We start from the raw sequence: 20,148 nt of genomic DNA, 5'->3' as shown, positions 1-20,148 counted from the left end.
GCCTCACGCCCACAGATCCGCCAGCGAGAAACTGATGGCGTCGAACGGCGGAACCTTGACCGGATCGTCGTCCTTGAGCGTTGCGATGAGCAACCAGCCTTCCTCGCGCAACGCGAAGGCTTCCAGGGTGTGTACCAGAGGATCGACGAGCCAGGTATAGGAGACGCCGTAACGGGCGTACAATGGCAGCTTTCGGGTGCGGTCTTTCTGCTCGGTCGAGGGCGAAAGAATTTCGCACACCCAGTCCGGTACCACTTCGAAACGGTGGTCTTCGGGCAGCGTCGGCATCCGTTCCCGCCGCCAGCCGGCGAGATCGGGCACGGCGACTTCGGTGTCACGAACGAAGTGGACTTCCGGTTCCACCAGAATCCACCAACCGCCGGGGCCGCCGTCGCCGTACCGAAAAGGCCCTCCGATTTTGCTCTGCAATCCGGACTCCGCCGCGGCGTGGCGCCCGGCGGGGCGGGGCTGGGTATACAGCTCGCCGTCGAGCACTTCACCCACCAGGTTTTCCGGCAGCGCGAGCAAGCGTTCGTAAGGATTCGGAGTCATCAGAGTATGAGGCCGGCTCACGAATATCTCTCCTATGCGATCACCGCGATTTTCACTTGATTCCTGTATTCGACCATGAACAACCACGACTGGTCCAGCCGCGACCTCACCGTCCTCTGGCACCCCTGCACTCAGATGAAGGACCACGAAGCCCTGCCGCCGATACCGATCAAGCGCGGGCAGGGCGTATGGCTGGAAGATTTCGACGGCAATCGTTATCTCGACGCCATCAGCTCCTGGTGGGTGAATCTATTCGGCCACGGCCACCCTTACATTAACGCCGCGCTCAGGGATCAGCTCGAATCGCTGGAGCACGTAATCCTGGCCGGATTTACGCACGAGCCGGCGGTGCGGCTGGCCGAGCGATTGACCCGCCTCGCGCCGAAAGGATTGTCCCGCTGTTTCTATGCCGACAACGGCTCGTCCGCCGTCGAGGTCGCGCTCAAAATGAGCTTCCATTTCTGGCGCAACGCCGGAAATCGCAAGAAAACCCGCTTCATCGCCCTGAGCAACAGCTATCACGGCGAAACCTTGGGTGCCTTGGCCGTCGGCGACGTAGCGCTTTACAAGAAAACCTACGAGCCGCTCTTGCTGAAACCCATCACGGTCGAGAGTCCCGACTGCTATCATCGGGAGCCGGGAGAAACCGCCGCGGATCATTCGCGGCGGAAATTCGCCGAGATGGAACGGGCGCTCGAGACACACGCGCAGGAAGCCTGCGCCGTCATCGTCGAGCCCCTGGTTCAATGCGCGGGCGGCATGCGCATGTACGACCCCGTTTATCTGAAGCTCCTGCGGGAGGCCTGCGACCGCCACAGCGTGCATCTGATCGCCGACGAGATCGCCGTGGGCTTCGGCCGTACCGGAACCTTGTTCGCCTGCGAGCAGGCCGCCATCCGGCCCGATTTCATGTGCCTTTCGAAGGGACTGACCGGCGGTTACCTGCCGCTGTCCTGCGTGCTGACCACCGAGGCGATCTACGCCGCTTTTTACGACGAATACATCAAGCTGAAAGCTTTCCTGCACTCCCATAGCTACACCGGAAACGCTCTCGCATGCCGGGCGGCACTGGCGACGCTGGATTTATTCGAGAAGGAGAACACATTGGCAGCGAACCGGCTGTTGGCCGATGTCATGGCCGAATCGGCGGCGTTCGAGGATCATCCGCACGTCGCCGAAGTCCGTCAGACCGGGATGATCCTCGCCATCGAGCTGGTCAAGAACAAGGCCGATCGCGAACCATACCCCTGGCAGGAACGGCGCGGGCTTCGCGTGTATCGCCACGGGCTGGCGCGGGGCGTGTTGCTGCGTCCTCTGGGCAACGTCGTTTATTTCATGCCGCCTTATCTCATCACTCCCGACGAAATCCGCTTCATGGCGAATGTCGCGGGCGAAGCCATCGATATCGCAACGGGAGATTAGAAATGCGAGTTTCCAGGCTTTATCTTCCGCAAACCCTCGAAGCGGGCTCGGTCCTTCGGCTGGATGACGAAAGCGCCCACTATCTCCGCACGGTACTTCGCCTCAAGAAAGGTGCGGATTTGACTGTGTTCAACGGCGACGGGCGCGAATATTCGGCGCGCGTCGCGACCATCGCGCGCGACGAGGTTCGCGTGGAAATCGGCGACGGCCGGAGCCGCGAAGTCGAATCCCCGCTCACCACTCACATCGGCCTCGGCATCTCGCGCGGTGAACGCATGGATCTCGCCATCCAGAAAGCGGTGGAGCTCGGCGTCAGCCGAATTACGCCCTTGTTTACCGAGCATTGCGTGGTTCGTCTCGACGACGCGCGGCGCGGAAACCGTCGCCAGCACTGGCAGAAAGTGGCGCGCAGCGCCTGCGAGCAATGCGGCCGGAATCGGGTGCCCGAAGTCGAAGAACCGGTCGAGCTGGAGGATTGGATTGCCGGACGCGAAGGTCTGCGGCTTTTCTTCGATCCGCAGGGCGCGGCCGGCTTGAAGGATCTGCTGCGGCCGGACGGATCGGTAAGCCTTCTCTCGGGGCCGGAAGGCGGCTTTGCCGAGACGGAGCGGGCCCTAGCGCGTGAGGCCGGTTTCACGCCGGTCCGACTTGGACCGCGCATCCTCCGAACGGAGACGGCCGTCCTCGCCGCCTTATCGGCGATTCAGGCTATCTGGGGGGATTTGGGCTGAAATTATGGCGGCCCCAGGCAGGGAGCGAGCGGCTGCAATCCTCGCCGGCAGCCGCCTCCAAGCTCAATCCCTGAAATTCACGTATTGCAGCGGCAATTCCAGCTTGGCTTCGCGCAGCAGGGCGATGGCGTCCTGCAGATCGTCCCTTTTCTTGCCCGTCACCCGGACCTGTTCCCCCTGAATCGCAGCCTGCACTTTGAGCTTGCTGTCCTTGATCAGCTTGACGATGGTCTTGGCGAGAGTCGAATCGATTCCCTGGCGCAAAGTCACGGTCTGGCGCGCCTCTCTGCCGGAAACCTGGGGCGGGTCGATCTTGAGACAGGCGATGTCGATGCCGCGCTTGGCCAGCTTGGTGTGCAGAATGTCCAGCATTTGCTGAAGCTGGAATTCGGTCTGCGCGCGCAGGGTAACGACGGCTTCGGCGAGACCGTAATGGGCGTCGGAGCCTTTGAAATCGAAGCGGGTGCCGACTTCGCGGTTGGCCTGGTCGACCGCATTGCTCACTTCGTGCAGATTGACTTCCGATACGATATCGAAGGATGGCATGGCATGTCCTCTCAGAATGGATGTTAAAAGCGCCGCGAGCGCTCAGAGCTTGCGGGCTTTGGCGATGACTTCATAGGCGTTGCGGATTTGTTGGGTTTTCTCGGTGGCCAGTCTGACCGTTTCCTCGGGCAAGCCCTCGGCGACCAGTTTGTCGGGATGGTGCCGGCTCATGAGTTTTCGATAGGCGCGCCTGACCTCTGCGTCGCTGGCCGAAGGCGCGATGCCCAGAATCGCATACGCATCGGCGGACGACGACGGACGCGCGGCGGCGCGTTGCCGGTTCCCTTGAGAGTTGCGGCTTCCGGCCCGGGCCGCCCGCCGTTCCGCATCCATGCGAGTTTTGATGTCATGAAACTCGAGGCGGGAGAACCTGAGCCGGTCGCAGATCCGGAGCAACAACCGTTCCGCGGCGATATCGAGCCCGCCGTCGGCATAAGCCGCTTCCAACTGGATCTCGATGAACGGACGCAACAGCGAAGACCGGTGGCGGGATTCGGTTCGAAATTGGTCTAAGGCACCATACAGCGGAAAATCCGGGCGTTTACCCTCGTTGAACAGGCGGATGGCGGTCTGGCGCATGTCGTCCGAAAGCGCCATCCGATCCATGACGGCCCGCGCGGCTTTGATTTCAGCTTCCGATACCCGTCCGTCCGCCTTGGCGACGTGCCCCATGACCGAAAACGTGGCGGTGAAAAAGGCCATCTGGACGCGGTTCTGCGCGCCGGGAATGAAACTCGCCTGCAGCAGGCCGGCGTTGCCCATGACCCGATCGAACTGGTGCCCCAAAGCGGCGCCCAGAACGGCGAATAGCGGTCCCCCCATGAAGAAGCCGAACGTCCCGCCGACGACCTTGCCGAGCCAAGTCATGATGGAAATGGTCTTTTATTCTTGCAGTAAAAGAGACAAAGTTACATGATTGACGATTATTCATAAAGCCCACGATTCTGGCTCGGTCCGTGCTTCGCGGCGCGCCAAGACGCCGCCGATTCGGCCCGAACCCCGACCCGTTTCAATCACGTTTACCGAAGAGGAACGATGAACGCTCCGGAAATCCTATATGAGAGCTCGCTGCGAAGCTTGCATCTTCGCGGTCGCGGCAAGGTCCGCGACATTTACGACATCGACGGCGATCACATGCTGATCGTCACGACCGATCGCCTGTCCGCATTCGATTGCATTCTGCCCGATCCCATTCCCGGCAAAGGCCGGGTGCTGACGTCGGTTTCCAATTTCTGGTTCGGAAAGCTCGGGCACATCATTCCCAACCATTTGTCCGGCCTGCCGCTGGACCGGGCGCTCTCCGACCCCGCCGAGCGCGCTCAAGTCGAGGGCCGAGGAATCATCGTCAAAAAGCTCAAGCCGCTCCCGGTGGAAGCCGTGGTGCGCGGCTATCTGATCGGCTCGGGCTGGAAGGACTATCAGGCGACCGGCGCGGTTTGCGGGATTCCGCTGCCGCCGGGATTGCAACTCGCGGAGAAACTGCCGGAGGCCATTTTCACGCCGTCGACCAAGGCGGAATTCGGCCGCCACGACGAAAACATCAATTTCGAGAAAACCGTCGAGCTGATCGGAAAAGACCTGGCGGAACAAGTCAGGCGCATCAGCCTGAAACTCTACACGGAAGCCGCGATCTATGCCCTCGACCGGGGCATCATCATCGCCGATACCAAGTTCGAATTCGGCCAGGACGATTCCGGCCGGCTGTATTTGATCGACGAAGCGCTGACCCCGGATTCGTCCCGTTTCTGGCCGGTCGATCAGTACCGGGTCGGCATCAGCCCGCCCAGCTTCGACAAACAGTTCGTGCGGGATTACCTGGAAACCCTGACCTGGAACAAACAGCCTCCGGCGCCTCGTTTGCCGCCTGAAGTGATTGCCAGAACCGCCGAAAAATACCGGGAAGCGGAAGAGCGCCTGACCAAACCCTAGCACATCGACAAAACGGGTTTGAGCTAAATGGTTTTGACCCGATAATATATGGCTCGATTTTGAACAATAGGGTGCATGATGAAAAACCACTCGAGCCGACGCTTCGCCTGGCTGTTATCGACCATCGTCTCGGCCGCTCCGAATGTGGAGGCGGCCGAATCGCTCGAAGATTTTCAGACCTGGGGCAACATCACTGCGGTCGGCGGTTTCGGGTTCGTCGATCCGAAACTCAAGAACGTCCGTTACTGGCTGGAAGGCCAGGGCCGTTTCGGAGAAGAAACCACCCGCCTGTCGCAAAGCATGGTGAGACCCGCGCTGGGTTACGCGCTCAACGACAGGGCGAGCGTTTGGCTCGGATACGCCTGGATTTTCACCGATCGGCCTTTTACCCGGCGACGCTTCGACGAAAATCGTATCTGGCAGCAACTCCTATGGACGCAGCCGACGGCATTCGGGAGCTTCAGCAGCCGGACCCGATTCGAACAGCGCTTCATCGAAACCGGCAGCGACACAGGCTGGCGTTTTCGCCAGCTCGTGAAACTGTCCGTTCCGCTCTCTTTCGCGCCGGACTTCAGTCTGGTGGGCTGGGAAGAAGTGTTCGTCAATATCAACAAGACCGATTGGGGCGCGGACGACGGGCTCGACCAGAACAGGGTGTTTGTGGGCCTGGGCTATAACTTCGACAAACACATCAAAACCGAAATCGGCTACATGAATCAATATATTCGCCGAGCGGAGGCGGCGGACCGGATCAGCCACGTGTTGTCCGTCAGCCTTCTGTTGAACTACTGATCCATCGACCGGCGCCGGGCCGGTTCGCGGTCACGCTCCGCCGGAAAAACGGTCCGGAAAGATCGCCGCCGCGCCGTCCATATCGCCGGTCTCCCGGTAGGTCAGCGGTTCCGCGTCCGGCCGAGACAACACGCCGTTGACGACGCGGCCCAGCGCCAGCACATGATCTCCGGCCGGACATTCTCCGGCCAGAGAGCACTCGAACCAGGCCAGCGCGTTTGTCAGAAGGGGCGCGCCGCCGTATCCTTTTCGCCAGCTCGCGGAGGCCAGTTTGCCCGCACCGGCGGGACCGCCGAAATGCCTTGCCACATCCATCTGTTCCCGGCTCAGCACGTTGACCGAAAACCACCCGCCTTGCCGGAGCAAGCGGTAAGACGAATGGCGGGGATTGATGCTCAATGTCAGCAGCAAGGGGTCGAAAGACGCCGGCATGACCCAGGCCGCCGTAAAAGCGTTGTACCGGTCGCCGGCGGCGACGCCGATGACGTAGACGCCGCAGGTGATACGTTTGAATAAATCGGCTATGGCCTGGCTCATGCTCATCTCTCCGGGGACCCGTAAAATCGCTCGTCGCGGCTCTATAATAGCGCCATCTTGACTTTGGACCAGCGCAGCATGAGCAAGCTCACCCACTTCAACGCATCGGGCGCCGCCCATATGGTCGACGTCGGGGACAAACCGTCCACTCGGCGCGCGGCGGTCGCCGAAGGCTATATCGAGATGCATCCCGAGACCCTCGATTTGATCGTACAGGGCGGCCACAAGAAAGGCGATGTGCTGGGCATCGCCCGCATCGCCGGCATCATGGCCAGCAAGAAGACCGCGGAACTGATCCCGCTCTGTCATCCGATCACGATTACCAATGTGGATGTGATCCTCGAACCGGAACCTGAAAATCGACGGGTACGCTGCGAAGTCACGGTCAAGACGACCGGGCAAACCGGCGTCGAAATGGAGGCGCTCACTGCCGTGCAGGTGGCGCTTCTCACCATTTACGACATGTGCAAGGCGGTGGATCGCGGAATGACCATTCAGTCGGTTCGCCTTCTCGAAAAGGCGGGCGGAAAATCCGGACACTGGCAGCGGGAAGAATCCTAGCCGGCCCCGAGAAAGGCCGAAGTCCCAGCCCCGCGACGGGCGGGCCCGGATCTCTCGATTCCGCTTTCGGCGAATCGTGCCGGCACGAGACGACTCAAGCAGGCGGTCTCTCCCCGGGAATCCGAGCTTGCCGTTCGAGCGCCAAAAAGCTATAGCTCAGGCCGCTGTCCGGGTCCTCTCCCACATCCAGGCGGTCAACTTCGCGCCACTCGTTCCACTCAAATTCGGGAAAAAAAACATCGCCCGCAAACTCGCGGTGAATGAGCGTGAGATAAAGCCGATCGGCTTTCGGCAATAAGGCCTCGTATAAGGAGGCGCCGCCGATAATCATGACTTCGTCGGCGTCGGCCTCGCTCAGCGCGTCGGCCAGAGTATGCACCACCGCGCAGCCCGGAGCGGCATAGCGCCGCTCCGACGTCAGAACGATATTCTTCCGACCCGGCAAAGGACGGCCGATGGACTCGTGCGTCCTGCGCCCCATGATCAAGGGCTTGCCCATGGTGATCTGCCTGAATCGCTTGAGATCCGCGGATAAATGCCAAGGCATGCGGTTGTCCGCGCCGATCACCCGGTTCTCGCCCATCGCGACGATAAGAGAAATCTTCATAAATCTTTTCAGCTTTTTTTCGCCGCGTCGGACATGGCCATCGGTTCCTCGCCTCGCAACTGCTTGAGCGTCGGATAATCCACATACCCTTTGACGCCGCCGCCGTAGAAGGTCGATTCATCCGGTCGATTGAGCTCGGCATTCTGCCGAAAGCGCTCCGGAAGATCGGGGTTGGCGATAAACAAGCGCCCGAACGCCACCAGATCCGCCCGCTTGTCGTCAAGGCACGCCGTGGCTTTGGCAGCATCGTATCCGCCGCAGACGATCAACGTGCCTCGGTATTTTTCGCGGATCAGCTTCATGATCGCAGGTCCCCGCGGATCGAATGCCGGAGATCCGGGATCGCGGGCGACCTCCGGTTCGACGATATGAAGATAGGCGAGATTGAAACGGTTCAACTGCTCGGCGACATAGCCGAAAAGCTTTTCCGGATCGTCGTCGCCCATGTCGTTAAAGCTGCCGAGCGGCGACAACCTCACGCCGACGCGTTGCCCGCCCCAAACTTTGGATACGGCTTCCGCCACCTCCATCAGCAATCGGGCACGGTTTTCCACCGGGCCGCCGTAATCGTCGGTACGGCGGTTGGAACTCGTATTGAGAAATTGGTCCAACAGGTAGCCGTTGGCAGCGTGAATTTCGACGCCGTCGAAACCGGCTTCGAGGGCATTGCTCGCGCCATGCGCGTACTGCTTTACGATATAGGGCATTTCTTCGGTCGCCAGCGCCCGAGGAGTGACGAAGGGAACCATCTCGCCTTCGCCCCGCTCATTGGTGATGAAGGCCATGCCCGACGGCCGGATCGCCGAGGGCGCCACCGGGAGTTGCCCGTCCGGCTGCAAGACCGGGTGCGAAATCCGGCCCACGTGCCAGAGTTGCATAAAAATAAGGCCGCCGGCCCGATGGACCGCATCGGTGACCGAATGCCAGCCGGCGACCTGGTCGGGCGTGTGGATGCCCGGCGTCCAGGCGTATCCCTGACCTTGTTGCGAGACCTGCGAGGCCTCCGAAATGATGAGTCCGGCGGATGCGCGTTGCGCGTAGTAGCGGGCGTTGAGATCGGTGGGAACATTTCCCGGCTGGCCGGCACGCGAGCGCGTCAAGGGCGCCATCACTATGCGGTTTTTCAAGGTGTAAGGCCCTAAGGTATACGGTTCGAAAAGTAAGTTGCTCACGGTTTTTCCTCGATCGGGGTAGAGGTGGAATATGGCTACAAGCGCTGGTTTCGGTCTGGGGAATACGGGCGCCTTTGCGCGGCCGACAGCGGATTCCGTTCGGTGCTCCGCCTATTCGGGCGCCGGCACGCCGATCGGATCGCTGTCTTTTTCTGATGCAAGACTTGCGTTAGCATTGACTTTGAATCGAGTTTAACGTTCCTGGAACTATTTATGTGTTATGCGCAACCAAAGGGGGTAGCGCTCGGGCTCACCGATCGGCATCTCCCGCCAGGGGGTCACCTCTGCTACATCTACACCGATGAAGAAGAGCATTGCCGCACGATGGCGCAATTCGTCGAGAGCGGGCTGGCCTGCGGAGAAAAAGTCGCCTATTTGGCGGATGTGTCCTCCGGCGAAGAGCTTGAGCGCTATATTTCCGGCCTGGGCGTTAATTTACCCGAGCGGCTCCCGCCGGGCCAGCTCATTGTCAGCGAGGCGGAATCGACGTACTGCCCCGACGGAGCCTTTCTGCCCGAACGCATGATCGAGACCTGGCGTTCGATTTACTGTCGGGGTATCGAGGAAGGGTTTTCGGGAGTACGTGCTACCGGCGAGACCGGCTGGACTTGCAACGCTCACCCGGGGCTGGATCGGTGGTTCGAATACGAATCCATGCTCAACATCGTCGTAAACGACGTTCCTTTCAGCAGCATCATTTGCCAGTACAACGCCAACCGGTTGGGCGGCGCCAACCTGTACGAGGTTCTCAGGGTGCATCCCTTGATGATCGTTCGCGGGCAGGTTCTGCACAATCCCTATTACGAAGCTCCCGAACAATATCTGTCCCGGCTCAGAGCCTCGGCGTGACCGATCCCGGCGCGTTGCACGCCTCTTCGCCTCTTTGAAGCCGAGCGGCTTCCATAGTCCGCCCGAGGATGGAGACGATACCATGACGAATTCCGGAACGGTCGCCTTTCAGCCGCAACCTCACATCTTGGGAAAACTCCTGATCGTGCAACAGACGCTCGGGATCTTGGCGGCCAAGGAAGAGCAGGCCGCATTCCTGTGCCGCGCATTGCGAGACATTCCCGGGGTCGTCGACGTCCATTTCTGCTTTCTCGGCATGTTCGTTTCCGAGCGGCCGGGACCTGCCGTCCCGAGTACTTGTCCTCAGTGCGCACAGACCGCAACTTCGGGCATGATCGAGCGCTGCGGAGCCGTTTGCGACTCCGGAGCCGAATGTATCCCCTTGCGCACGGCCACGAGACTATACGGCTTTCTGATTCTGGCGGTCGAAGATGCGCGGGCGTTCGCGCCATACGCGCCGTACGTCGTCAATACCGCAAACTTCGTGGCTACCTTGCTCGAAACACGAGAGACCAAAGAGCGGCTCGAGCATGTACTCAACGATCTGGAGAACGAAGTTGCGGCGCGCACCGCCGACCTGGTGGAGAAAAATGCCCACCTCGAAGCGGAGGTCGCCCGGCGGGAATCGGCCGAGGCGGCTCTGTACGAAGCCTACGAAAAGCTGGAGCGCAGAGTCGAGGAGCGGACTGCCGCCCTGAAGTCCAGCGAAGAGCGTCTCCAGAGCATTATTACCACCGCCGTCGACGGGATCATCACCACGGATGCCGCGGGCTACATCGAGCTTTTCAATGCCGCCGCCGAACGGCTGTTCGGTTACGACGCCGGCGAAGTGATCGGGAAGAATATCCGCATTCTGATGCCGTCCTCAGACCGCAAGCGCCATGATAGTTTCGTAGAAGGTTATGCCGCTGCCGGCCGCAAGGCCCTGATATGCATCCGCCGAGATGTCGAAGTGCTGCACAAAAACGGCACTGTTTTCTCGGCCGAGCTTACGGTCAGCGAGATGCTGATCGGCGGACAGCGGAAGTTCACCGGAATCATACGGGACATTACCGAACGCAAATGGGCCGAAACGGCGCTGCGGGAGAGCGAAGCCCGATTCCGCGCCATGGCCGAAACGGTGCCGGATATTCTGTTCACGAGCGATTCCGCGGGCGTCATCGAATACATCAGCCCGCGATTTTACGAACATACGGGCCTACCGCCGAATTCAAGCTGCTCGGATTGGAGGGCGGCCATACATCCGGATGACGGTGAACCCACCCGGATGCGATGGCGGCACGCGGTCAGAAACGGAGAAATCTTCCAAGCCAGATGTCGTCTTCGCTCAGCCGAAGGAGCTTATCAATGGTTCCAGATTCGAGCCCGCCTCATTCGCTGCGAGGGGGGACGGGGGGCCAAGTGGTTCGGGACGTATTCCGACATTGATGAACTGGTCCGGATTCAGGATGCGCTGAAGGAAGCGGATAGGCACAAGAATGAATTTCTGGCCATGCTTTCCCACGAGTTGCGGAATCCCTTGGCGCCCATTCGCAATGCGGTCCAGGTGATGGGGCTGCTCGATCTGACCGATCCTCGGCTGCGATGGGTCAAGGATATGATCGACCGCCAAGTCAAACATATGGTCCATTTAGTCGACGATCTCCTGGATGTATCCCGCATCACCCGCGGCAAGATCACGCTCAAAAACGAATCGATCGAACTGTCCCGACTCATCGAACGCGGAGTCGAAGCCAGCGCCACCATCATCGAAGCCCACCAGCATCGATTGGAAATCTCGTGTCCGCGGGAACCGTTGCTGCTGAAGGGGGATACGGTCAGGCTGGTTCAAATCGTCACCAATCTTTTGAACAATGCAGCCAAATACACGCCTCATGGAGGCCGCATTCAACTGACGGCCATTGCAGATGAACGGGAAGCCGTCATATCGGTGAAGGACAACGGCATCGGCATTTCGCCGGAACTTCTGCCGCACGTGTTCGATCTTTTCACGCAAGCCGAACGCTCGCTGGACCGGTCGCAGGGCGGCCTTGGCATCGGCCTGACCCTGGTACGGAAACTGGTCGAAATGCACGGCGGCAGTATAGCGGCCTCGAGCGCCGGCCTAGGTCAGGGAAGCGAGTTTGTGGTCAGGCTGCCGCTATCGGACGGCACCCGGCTGGCGAGAATCCGAAAGGCAAACGCGGAACCGTCCGAGGATAGAAAGGATGGAGCGGCTCCCGGCGGCTGAACCTCTTGGCACGCCGGCTCGGTGCGCCGACTTTATCGTTTCCTTCCGTAGCGGCGTTTTCCGCGGCTCCGGTACATTTAAACTGCCACTTCGGCCGGTATGTGCGGGTGAGGATCGTAGTCTTCCAGTTCGAAATCTTCGATTCGATAACCGAATAGATCCTCGGCCTTGCGCTTGATATGCAATCGGGGAAACGGCTTCGGTTGCCGTTCGATCTGAATCTGCGCCTGCGGAATATGATTCAGATATAAGTGCACGTCGCAGCCGAACCAGACGATCTCGCCCGGCGCGTAGCCGCAATGATCGGCGAGAAGATGCGTCAGCAAAGCGAGATTGGCGATATTCCAGCTCAGCCCCAGATACGCGTCGGCCGAACGCTGCATCAAAGCCCCGGACAGGGTGTTGGTGGTCCGGTTGACGAAGAATTGATAGGTTTTGTGACAAGGAGGAAGCGCCATCTCGTCCAACTGGGCCACATTCCACCCCTCGAAGAGCAGTCGGCGCGACGTGGGATCGATCTTCAACCCGTCGATCAATTGTTGTATCTGATCGATCTCTTTTCCGTCGTACCCTCTCCAACGGCGCCATTGATACCCGTACACCGGTCCCAAATCGCCCCAGCGCGAGGCGAACTCGTCATCCTCCATGATGCGTTGCTCGAAGTCGTCCTGACTGATCGATTCTCCGGTCGCATCCCGGTATCTTTTCAAAGGCCAATCGGTCCAGATGCGCACGTTCTGAGCCAGTAACTCGCGAATGTTCCGGCCGCCCGACAGCATCCACAAGAGTTCCTTGAAGGCAGTTTTCCAAAAGATCCGCTTGGTAGTGAATAGCGGAAAACCTTCTGCCAGGTCGAATCGCATCGTATATCCGAACAGCGCGCGCGTTCCGACTCCGGTTCGGTCGATGCGTTCATCGCCTTCAATGAGGAGTGTGCGGAGTAAAGTAAGATATTGCTCTTCGGGATGGGACATCATGGTCGGTGTTTTGGTCGTGTAGGCCGCTTTGGGACTGCGAAACAGGGTTCTCAGGCTCTCAGCACCGGTCCGTCCCCACACCGGCCGCAACCGGGCGGCGATGATGATAGGCCAAAACGAGCAGCAGGACGCCCAGGATGATCATGGGGAAACTCAATACCTGCCCCATGGTCAGCCATCCGAAGGCCAAATATCCGATATGCGCATCCGGCAAGCGCACGAACTCGACCACGAAACGGAAGATGCCGTAGAGCAGAAGAAACAAGCCGCTTACCGCCATTTTCGGGGACGAGCGCCGGCTGAACAATTGCAAAACGGCGAAGAGAACCACGCCTTCCAGAAACGCTTCGTACAATTGCGAGGGGTGGCGCGGTTCCGGGCCGGCTCCGGGAAATACCATTGCCCAAGGCAGATCCGAAGGCTTACCCCAAAGTTCGGCATTGATGAAATTGCCGATACGGCCGGTAAATAGACCGATAGGCACGTAAGGCGCTACGAAATCGGTCACAGCGAAAAACGAACTTTTTTGCTTTCGCGCAAACGCCCACATCCCCGCGATGGCCCCCAACAGTCCGCCATGAAAGGCCATACCGCCCTCCCACACTCGAAACAACATCAACGGGTCATGAAGAAATGCGGAAAAATTGTAGAACGCCACATAGCCGACTCGGCCTCCGACCACCAATCCGAGTGCGGTATAAAAGATCAAATCTTCCACCTGGTTGGCATTCCAGGGAAAACCCGGTTCTTTCGTTCTTCGGCGAGCCAGCCACCACGTGCCGCCGATACCGATGATGTACATCAGCCCGTACCAGTGGATCTTCAATGGGCCGATACTGATGGCCACGGGATCGATTGAAGGATATGGCAGCATGAGGCTATCTCTCCGTAGGTGAGGGTTCGGGTTTATTGGCATCCGGGATTCAAAAAGGGCGATCGCGCGCAACCGGAAAGATCAGAATCGAAAGTATACCTTGATCGCGATTCGGAAGGGCGAGAAAACCCATTGCAATGTTCCACGTGGAACAACGGCATAACCAACACCCCGAGAACCGATTCACGCCGCGGAGTCCTTGCTCGGGAAACAAAAAAGGCTCCCGTTCAGGAGCCTTTTCGGAACCCCTGCCGGGGTTTCAGTGGTTCAGGCCGCGTGCGCGTCAAACATCCAGATTTGCGACTTCCAGCGCATTTCTCTCGATGAAATCACGTCTCGGCTCGACCTGGTCGCCCATCAGCGTAGAGAATATTTCGTCGGCCGCGATCGCATCCTCGATCTTGACTTGCAGCAGGCGGCGCGTGTTTGAATCCAAGGTAGTTTCCCAAAGCTGCTCCGGATTCATCTCGCCGAGCCCCTTATAGCGCTGGATATGCTGGCCTTTTTTCGCCTCGCCCATCATCCACTGGAACGCTTCCTTAAAGTTCCGCACCCGCTCGCGTTTATCGTCGCTGGCGATGAATGAGTGATCGCCGAAAAGTCCTTCGATTTTCTGGCCGAACGCGGTCAGGCGCTTGTAATCTCCCGCGCCGAAGAATCCCGACCCGATATCGAAGGTCTTGTGTACGCCGTGCAGCCGCTTGCTCACGTGTGCACGGAATTCGTCCGTCTGTTTCGAGAATTCCAGACTGATGACGAAGTTTGCACTGCGGCTGTCAGCGTTCAATCTTTCCGTTAAAGTTGCGAACCACGCTTCGCACTTCGGACGGTCGGCGATCGTAGCCGGATCCAGAACCGGATGGTCGACCAGAAGATCGAGCAGAGTCTCGTCGTAGCGATGAGCGAGCCGCTCGATAAGAGACTGGACACTCAGGTATTCCCTTGCCAACTGCTCCAGCCCTTGCCCCTGTATCGGCGGCGTGGTTTCGTCGATGTGCAGACGGGTTTTTTCGAGCGTCAACTGCAACAAGTAATTGTCGAGCTCGGTATCGTCCTTTACATACTGCTCCTGTTTGCCTTTCTTGACCTTATACAGCGGCGGCTGTGCGATGTAGATATGGCCCCGCTCGATCAATTCCGGCATCTGGCGATAGAAAAACGTCAGTAACAGCGTCCGGATGTGCGACCCGTCGATATCGGCATCGGTCATGATGATGATGCGGTGATAACGCAGCTTGTTCGGGTCGTACTCTTCACGTCCGATGCCGCAGCCCAGCGCGGTGATCAGTGTGCCGACCTCCTCGGAAGAAAGCATCTTGTCGAACCGGGCCCGCTCCACATTGAGAATTTTGCCTTTGAGCGGAAGGATCGCCTGCGTGCGGCGGTCGCGGCCCTGCTTGGCGGAGCCGCCGGCCGAGTCACCTTCGACAATGAACAGTTCGGACAGAGTCGGATCACGTTCCTGGCAGTCGGCCAGCTTGCCGGGAAGTCCGGCGATATCCAGCGCCGTCTTTCGGCGGGTCATCTCCCGAGCTTTGCGAGCCGCCTCGCGAGCACGCGCGGCGTCGATCATCTTGTTGGCGATCAGACGCGCGACCGGGGGATTCTCCAGCAGAAATTCCTGAAATTTCTCGCTCATGGCCGATTCCACCACCGGCTTGACCTCGGACGAAACCAGCTTGTCCTTGGTCTGGGACGAGAACTTGGGATCCGGCACCTTTACCGACAGCACCGCCGTCAATCCTTCGCGCGCGTCGTCGCCCGAGGTGGCGATTTTCTGCTTTTTCAGCAAACCCTGATCTTCGATGTATTGATTGAGCGTGCGCGTCAGCGCTGCGCGGAAACCGGCCAGATGGGTGCCGCCATCCCGCTGCGGAATATTGTTGGTGAAGCAAAAAATGTTTTCCAGATACGAATCGTTCCACTGCAAGGCCACTTCAACGCCGGTGCCGTCCTTTTCCGTCTGGAAATAGAACACTCTATCGAACAAGGGCGTCTTGTTCTTGTTGAGATGCTCGACAAAGGCGCGTATGCCGCCCTCGAACTCGAATACATCGCTCTTTCCCGTTCGTTCGTCTTCCAGAGAAATCCGGACACCGGAATTCAGGAACGACAATTCGCGGAGACGCTTGGCCAGAACTTCGTAATGGAACTCGATGTTGCTGAAAACGGCGGGACTCGGCTTAAAGTGGATGGTCGTGCCGGTAGCGCTCGCATCGCCCACTTCGGCCAGCGGGGCCACCGGTTCTCCATCGCGATACTCCTGGCAATAACGCTTGCCGCCGCGCTGGATTTCCAGCGTCAGATGCTCGGACAGCGCATTCACCACGGAGACGCCGACGCCGTGAAGCCCGCCGGAAACCTTATAGGCATTGTCGTCGAATTTTCCGCCGGCATGCAGAACGGTCATGATGACCTCGGCGGCGGAGCGTCCCTCTTCTTCGTGAATGTCGACGGGAATTCCGCGACCATCGTCCGCTACCGTCACGGACTCATCGCTGTGGACGATGACCCGGACCGTCTTGCAGTGTCCGGCCAAAGCTTCATCGATCGAGTTATCCACGACCTCGAACACCATATGGTGAAGCCCGGAGCCGTCGTCGGTGTCGCCGATATACATACCCGGACGCTTGCGGACGGCATCAAGCCCCTTGAGGACCTTAATGGCGGAGCTGTCATAATCTTTAGCGAGTTTGGTCATGCTCATTTTTACTTCACGCTTGCATTACTTGCCCATGTTCCACGTGGAACACAGCGGCGTCATCGTTAACGGCCTCTTCAATGATCTGCTCGGCGGTAGCCGTGATGAAAAACTGGGCGCGCCGCTCCCGCAAAAAACCGAGAAGCCTGTTTTTATTGTCTTCGTCCAACTCGGACGCCACATCGTCGATCAGCACGCACGCGCTCGTCCCGGCGCTCTCTTCCATAAGCAGGGATTGAGCCAGCAAAAGCGCGTAAACCAAAAGCTTCATTTGGCCGCGGGAGAGATAAGCCTTTGCCGGACGACCGTCCAGCATAATCGAGAAGTCGGCTTTGTGAGGCCCCGATTGAGTATGCCCAAGGCGAATGTCCGATACGACATCGTCCTGCAACGCCGCCTCCAGGGTTTTGCTCTTGTTCCACCCCGATTGCACGTGCAGATCAAGCTTAAAGCCGGCAAAAAATTGCGCGGCGCTTTGCAAAAAAAATGGTTTGAGCCTCTCCGCATAACGTTCGCGCGCACCGTTTATTATTGTACCGTATCGCGCCACCTCCCGGTTCCATAGCTCGATATCGCGAAGACGTTTTTCCCTGAGCAAGGTGTTGCGCTGGCTCAATGCCTTGGCGTAACGCCGCCAGCAGTCAAGATATGATTCTTCGATGTGAAATGCCCCCCAGTCCAAAAACTGGCGGCGATGTTTCGGAGCACCTTCGAGCAAAGCGCCGCTCGAAGGCTGGATGACGAGGACCGGAAATGCGCGGATCAGCTCGGCGCTGGAATGGATTTTCCTGCCCGCAAGATGGATCTCTCGCTCATGGCGTGCGATACGAACTCCGATGGGGATAGCGACGCCATCGCTTTCCACCTTTCCGGTCACCATTAGTCCGCTCTGACCGAACCGGATCGCCTGATTGACCTGCGCCGTACGAAACGACCGTGCCCGCCCCAACAGATAGACCGCCTCCAGCAAGGAGGTTTTTCCGCTGGCATTGGGTCCGATGACGAAATTGAGACGCGGAGACGGCTTTAGCGCAGCGAATTCGATGTTGCGTATATCATGCGCCTCGATTTTGGCCAGACTCATGCACGATCTCGCTCATCCATAACGTCAAGCACGGATCAGCCCATAATCGCGCCGCATCTGGCTGGCGGGGAATGCCGCACGCTACAGACGCATGGGCATGACGATGAATTTGAACGCGCTGTCGTCGTAATCCTCGATCAGGCAACTGTTGGCACTCTCGGTAAACGACAATCTAACGCGCTCCGAATCCACGTTGTTGACGGCATCCAAAAGATAAGACGCATTGAACCCGACGGACACATCCTTTCCTTCAAATTCCACGGCAAACTTTTCCTCGGCCTCCTCGTGCTCGGGATTCTGAGCCTTGAGACACATGGAGCCTTCTCCGCTCACCTCCATGCTAATCCCCTTGTACTTCTCGTTGGACAGCACGGAAACGCGCGTCAAAGCTCCCTTAAACGCGGCCTTGTCGGTCAAGACCACTCGCGTCAGCTCGCGCGGCATCACGCGCTGATAATCGGGAAACCGTCCTTCGATCAGCTTGGCGGCAAAACTGACCGCCCCCAAATCCACACGCAGATTATTCGGCGCGATCTGAACGGTGACCGGATCCTCGCCGTCACCCAGCAATCGATTTAGTTCCAGAACGCCTTTCCGCGGAACGATGATTTGCCGGCTTTCTCCTGAATCGCCCTCGAGCGGTTGCTCGAAAAAAGCGAGCCTATGCCCGTCCGAAGAAACCGCCCTGAGCATTTGACCGCTCAAATCCAGCAACAATCCGTTCAGATAATAACGAACGTCCTGCTGCGCCATCGCAAAAACGGTTTTTTCGAGTGCGCGCCGCAAGTAATTGCGGGGAACGGCGACTTCGACTTCCGGCGTTCCCGCATCGAATTCCGGATAACTGTCTGCGGGCAGGGTGCTCAAATTGAAACGGCTGGACCCGCACTGGATCACGAATTTTTCCTGCCGCCAATCGACATTCACCACGCTTCTTTCCGGCAACAGGCGGCAAATGTCCAGAAACTTGCGCGCCGGCACCGTCACCGCTCCCGGATCGCCGCCTTCCACCTCGGTCTTGGTAATCAACTGGACTTCCAAATCCGTGCCGGTGAATTCCAAAGTGCCATCGGATAATTTCAGAAGGACGTTGGACAAGATGGGCAAGGTCTGGCGCCGCTCGATGACGCCGACGACCTGCTGCAACGGCGTCAGCAAACTCTCCCGGGTTATCGCGAATTTCATAGTAAGGTCATGTGTTGATACGGAATTCGTTGAACAAAAAGAGCCGGTTTATCGAGCCGCCAATCCGTCCGGCTCAGTTGGATAATGTGCGCATGAGATTCGAATAATCCTCAGCGAACTTGCTGTCGCTTTCCTTCAGCTCCTGGACCTTGCGGCACGCATGCAAAACGGTCGTGTGATCCCGCCCACCGAACTGCTGACCGATTTCCGGCAAGCTATGGTTGGTCAGCTCTTTGGCAAGCGCCATGGCGATCTGGCGGGGCCGCGTCACCGAACGCGTGCGCTTGTTCGCCAACAGATCGGCCACCCGGATTTTGTAGTATTCCGCGACAGTCTTCTGGATATTTTCCACATTGATCATCCGGTCTTGAAGCGCAATCAAATCCCGCAGCGCCTCTTTCGCGAATTCCAGCGTGATCGGCTTGCCGGTGAAATGAGCATTGGCGATGACGCGCCGCAATGCTCCCTCAAGCTCGCGGATGTTCGAACGAATTCGCTTGCCGATGAAGAAAGCCACTTCCGGCGACAAATCGGCGCCGGCATGATGCGCCTTGCTCATCAGAATGGCCACGCGGGTTTCGAGATCCGGCGGCTCCACGGCGACCGGCAGCCCCCAGCCGAAGCGCGACTTCAGCCGCTCCTCCAAGCCCTTGATCTCCTTGGGATAGCGATCGCAGGTCAAAACGACCTGATGCTTGTTTTCCAGGAGACTGTTGAAGGTGTGAAAGAATTCTTCCTGAGAGCGCTCCTTGCCGGCAAAGAACTGTATGTCGTCGATCAACAGGGCATCGACCGTACGGTAATACTCCTTGAACGCGCCGATCGCGTTGTGCTGCAACGCTTTCACCATATCCGAAACGAACCGCTCGGAATGAAGATAAACGATGTTTGCCGACGGATTCGCCCGAAGAATTTCATTGCCGATGGCGTGCATCAGATGAGTCTTTCCCAAGCCGACGCCGCCATAGATGAACAGTGGGTTGTAGGCCCGACCGACATTCTGCGCCACCTGAATGGACGCCGCCTTGGCCAACTGGTTCGACTTACCCTCGACAAAATTGTCGAAGGTGAAAGCGGTGTTGAGATTATTCGGAAGTCCTTTCTTGCCGCTGGACGGCCTTTTGACCGCCGGCGCGGCGGGAGACGCCTCCTGCTGCTTTCTGGTGCCGATTTCCAGAACCACATGGGGGCGCGGCTGAATCTTTTGATCGGATAGAACTTCTTCGATCTTGCCGATAAAATGCTGCTTCACCCAATCGAGCACGAAGCGGTTGGGAGCCAGCAGCTTCAATTCCGAACCGTTTTCGACCGCCTGCAGGGGCCTGATCCAGGTATTGAACTGCTGCGGAGGCAACTCGCCCTCGAGCTTGCTCATGCACTGATTCCACAGCGCGCTCAT

Annotated in this window: 19 protein-coding genes; 7 read left to right on the top strand and 12 right to left on the bottom strand. The window is 58.7% G+C overall.

All coding sequences use genetic code 11. From position 1 onward, the window contains the following. Positions 1 to 3 precede the first annotated feature (3 nt). On the bottom strand, positions 4 to 552 hold the full coding sequence (locus tag ACWJKU_RS00095; protein WP_454148190.1) for a Uma2 family endonuclease: 549 nt from the start codon (positions 550 to 552) through the stop codon (positions 4 to 6). A 75-nt stretch (positions 553 to 627) separates the two neighbouring features. Between ACWJKU_RS00095 and ACWJKU_RS00090 the strand changes: the two genes are divergently transcribed. Both ACWJKU_RS00090 and ACWJKU_RS00085 read left to right on the top strand, forming a co-directional pair. Continuing rightward, positions 628 to 1,974, top strand: coding sequence for an adenosylmethionine--8-amino-7-oxononanoate transaminase (locus tag ACWJKU_RS00090; protein ID WP_454144851.1), 1,347 nt, complete (start codon positions 628 to 630; stop codon positions 1,972 to 1,974). 2 nt (positions 1,975 to 1,976) lie between these two features. After that, positions 1,977 to 2,705, top strand: a complete 729-nt coding sequence (locus ACWJKU_RS00085; RefSeq protein WP_454144849.1) for a 16S rRNA (uracil(1498)-N(3))-methyltransferase — start codon at positions 1,977 to 1,979, stop codon at positions 2,703 to 2,705. Between the two features lie 63 nt (positions 2,706 to 2,768). Here ACWJKU_RS00085 and ACWJKU_RS00080 read toward each other — a convergent pair whose 3' ends face one another. Next, a complete protein-coding gene (locus tag ACWJKU_RS00080; RefSeq protein WP_454144847.1) occupies positions 2,769 to 3,251 on the bottom strand; it encodes a YajQ family cyclic di-GMP-binding protein in 483 nt (160 codons plus the stop codon). A 42-nt stretch (positions 3,252 to 3,293) separates the two neighbouring features. Continuing rightward, positions 3,294 to 4,118: a co-chaperone DjlA gene (gene djlA / locus ACWJKU_RS00075; protein ID WP_454144845.1), complete on the bottom strand. Its 825-nt coding sequence runs from the start codon at positions 4,116 to 4,118 to the stop codon at positions 3,294 to 3,296. 168 nt (positions 4,119 to 4,286) lie between these two features. Here djlA and ACWJKU_RS00070 point away from each other — a divergent pair, with 168 nt between their 5' ends. Together ACWJKU_RS00070 and ACWJKU_RS00065 are read left to right on the top strand one after the other, a co-directional pair. Beyond that, entirely contained in the window at positions 4,287 to 5,180 is an 894-nt protein-coding gene (locus ACWJKU_RS00070) for a phosphoribosylaminoimidazolesuccinocarboxamide synthase (protein ID WP_454144844.1), read from the top strand. A gap of 75 nt (positions 5,181 to 5,255) precedes the next feature. Further along, complete coding sequence (locus ACWJKU_RS00065; RefSeq protein WP_454144842.1) at positions 5,256 to 5,972, top strand: DUF2490 domain-containing protein; 717 nt, start codon at positions 5,256 to 5,258, stop codon at positions 5,970 to 5,972. A gap of 30 nt (positions 5,973 to 6,002) precedes the next feature. Here ACWJKU_RS00065 and ACWJKU_RS00060 read toward each other — a convergent pair whose 3' ends face one another. Next, complete coding sequence (locus ACWJKU_RS00060; RefSeq protein ID WP_454144840.1) at positions 6,003 to 6,509, bottom strand: flavin reductase family protein; 507 nt, start codon at positions 6,507 to 6,509, stop codon at positions 6,003 to 6,005. 78 nt (positions 6,510 to 6,587) lie between these two features. Between ACWJKU_RS00060 and moaC the strand changes: the two genes are divergently transcribed. Next, positions 6,588 to 7,070 (top strand): cyclic pyranopterin monophosphate synthase MoaC, encoded by a 483-nt coding sequence (gene moaC, locus ACWJKU_RS00055; protein ID WP_454144838.1) that lies wholly within the window; start codon positions 6,588 to 6,590, stop codon positions 7,068 to 7,070. A 94-nt stretch (positions 7,071 to 7,164) separates the two neighbouring features. On the opposite strand, the gene ACWJKU_RS00050 is transcribed toward moaC, so the two are convergent. Beyond that, positions 7,165 to 7,677, bottom strand: coding sequence for a dihydrofolate reductase (locus tag ACWJKU_RS00050; protein ID WP_454144836.1), 513 nt, complete (start codon positions 7,675 to 7,677; stop codon positions 7,165 to 7,167). Positions 7,678 to 7,685: 8 nt separating this feature from the next. Beyond that, entirely contained in the window at positions 7,686 to 8,849 is a 1,164-nt protein-coding gene (locus ACWJKU_RS00045; RefSeq protein ID WP_454144835.1) for an alkene reductase, read from the bottom strand. 213 nt (positions 8,850 to 9,062) lie between these two features. Between ACWJKU_RS00045 and ACWJKU_RS00040 the strand changes: the two genes are divergently transcribed. Together ACWJKU_RS00040 and ACWJKU_RS00035 are read left to right on the top strand one after the other, a co-directional pair. After that, a complete protein-coding gene (locus tag ACWJKU_RS00040; RefSeq protein ID WP_454144833.1) occupies positions 9,063 to 9,698 on the top strand; it encodes an MEDS domain-containing protein in 636 nt (211 codons plus the stop codon). Positions 9,699 to 9,780: 82 nt separating this feature from the next. Beyond that, positions 9,781 to 11,928, top strand: coding sequence for a PAS domain S-box protein (locus ACWJKU_RS00035; protein WP_454144832.1), 2,148 nt, complete (start codon positions 9,781 to 9,783; stop codon positions 11,926 to 11,928). A 77-nt stretch (positions 11,929 to 12,005) separates the two neighbouring features. On the opposite strand, the gene thyA is transcribed toward ACWJKU_RS00035, so the two are convergent. The 6 genes from thyA to dnaA all read right to left on the bottom strand — a co-directional run bounded on the left by thyA (position 12,006) and on the right by dnaA (position 20,148). Further along, a complete protein-coding gene (gene thyA / locus ACWJKU_RS00030; protein ID WP_454144830.1) occupies positions 12,006 to 12,986 on the bottom strand; it encodes a thymidylate synthase in 981 nt (326 codons plus the stop codon). Continuing rightward, positions 12,964 to 13,779, bottom strand: a complete 816-nt coding sequence (gene lgt, locus ACWJKU_RS00025) for a prolipoprotein diacylglyceryl transferase (protein ID WP_454144828.1) — start codon at positions 13,777 to 13,779, stop codon at positions 12,964 to 12,966. The genes thyA and lgt overlap by 23 nt, the downstream gene beginning before the upstream one ends. A 283-nt stretch (positions 13,780 to 14,062) precedes the next feature. Then, entirely contained in the window at positions 14,063 to 16,480 is a 2,418-nt protein-coding gene (gyrB, locus tag ACWJKU_RS00020; protein ID WP_454144826.1) for a DNA topoisomerase (ATP-hydrolyzing) subunit B, read from the bottom strand. 13 nt (positions 16,481 to 16,493) lie between these two features. Then, a complete protein-coding gene (gene recF / locus ACWJKU_RS00015; protein ID WP_454144824.1) occupies positions 16,494 to 17,564 on the bottom strand; it encodes a DNA replication/repair protein RecF in 1,071 nt (356 codons plus the stop codon). 81 nt (positions 17,565 to 17,645) lie between these two features. After that, positions 17,646 to 18,749, bottom strand: coding sequence for a DNA polymerase III subunit beta (gene dnaN, locus ACWJKU_RS00010; protein ID WP_454144822.1), 1,104 nt, complete (start codon positions 18,747 to 18,749; stop codon positions 17,646 to 17,648). Between the two features lie 73 nt (positions 18,750 to 18,822). Beyond that, entirely contained in the window at positions 18,823 to 20,148 is a 1,326-nt protein-coding gene (gene dnaA, locus ACWJKU_RS00005) for a chromosomal replication initiator protein DnaA (protein ID WP_454144820.1), read from the bottom strand.

This window comes from Methylocaldum sp. MU1018, from assembly GCF_053646775.1.
The sequence above is the reverse complement of the archived record's forward strand: the minus strand, read 5'-3'. Positions and strand labels throughout refer to the sequence as shown.

Coding starts and splice junctions, on each gene's coding strand:
- ACWJKU_RS00035 (WP_454144832.1), top strand. CDS start 9,781: ATGACGAATTCCGGAACGGTCGCCTTTCAGCCGCAACCTCACATCTTG.
- ACWJKU_RS00060 (WP_454144840.1), bottom strand. CDS start 6,509: ATGAGCCAGGCCATAGCCGATTTATTCAAACGTATCACCTGCGGCGTC.
- dnaA (WP_454144820.1), bottom strand. CDS start 20,148: ATGAGCGCGCTGTGGAATCAGTGCATGAGCAAGCTCGAGGGCGAGTTG.
- moaC (WP_454144838.1), top strand. CDS start 6,588: ATGAGCAAGCTCACCCACTTCAACGCATCGGGCGCCGCCCATATGGTC.
- ACWJKU_RS00090 (WP_454144851.1), top strand. CDS start 628: ATGAACAACCACGACTGGTCCAGCCGCGACCTCACCGTCCTCTGGCAC.
- recF (WP_454144824.1), bottom strand. CDS start 17,564: ATGAGTCTGGCCAAAATCGAGGCGCATGATATACGCAACATCGAATTC.
- ACWJKU_RS00085 (WP_454144849.1), top strand. CDS start 1,977: ATGCGAGTTTCCAGGCTTTATCTTCCGCAAACCCTCGAAGCGGGCTCG.
- ACWJKU_RS00050 (WP_454144836.1), bottom strand. CDS start 7,677: ATGAAGATTTCTCTTATCGTCGCGATGGGCGAGAACCGGGTGATCGGC.
- dnaN (WP_454144822.1), bottom strand. CDS start 18,749: ATGAAATTCGCGATAACCCGGGAGAGTTTGCTGACGCCGTTGCAGCAG.
- djlA (WP_454144845.1), bottom strand. CDS start 4,118: ATGACTTGGCTCGGCAAGGTCGTCGGCGGGACGTTCGGCTTCTTCATG.
- gyrB (WP_454144826.1), bottom strand. CDS start 16,480: ATGACCAAACTCGCTAAAGATTATGACAGCTCCGCCATTAAGGTCCTC.
- ACWJKU_RS00095 (WP_454148190.1), bottom strand. CDS start 552: ATGACTCCGAATCCTTACGAACGCTTGCTCGCGCTGCCGGAAAACCTG.
- ACWJKU_RS00040 (WP_454144833.1), top strand. CDS start 9,063: ATGTGTTATGCGCAACCAAAGGGGGTAGCGCTCGGGCTCACCGATCGG.
- ACWJKU_RS00065 (WP_454144842.1), top strand. CDS start 5,256: ATGATGAAAAACCACTCGAGCCGACGCTTCGCCTGGCTGTTATCGACC.
- ACWJKU_RS00070 (WP_454144844.1), top strand. CDS start 4,287: ATGAACGCTCCGGAAATCCTATATGAGAGCTCGCTGCGAAGCTTGCAT.
- lgt (WP_454144828.1), bottom strand. CDS start 13,779: ATGCTGCCATATCCTTCAATCGATCCCGTGGCCATCAGTATCGGCCCA.
- ACWJKU_RS00080 (WP_454144847.1), bottom strand. CDS start 3,251: ATGCCATCCTTCGATATCGTATCGGAAGTCAATCTGCACGAAGTGAGC.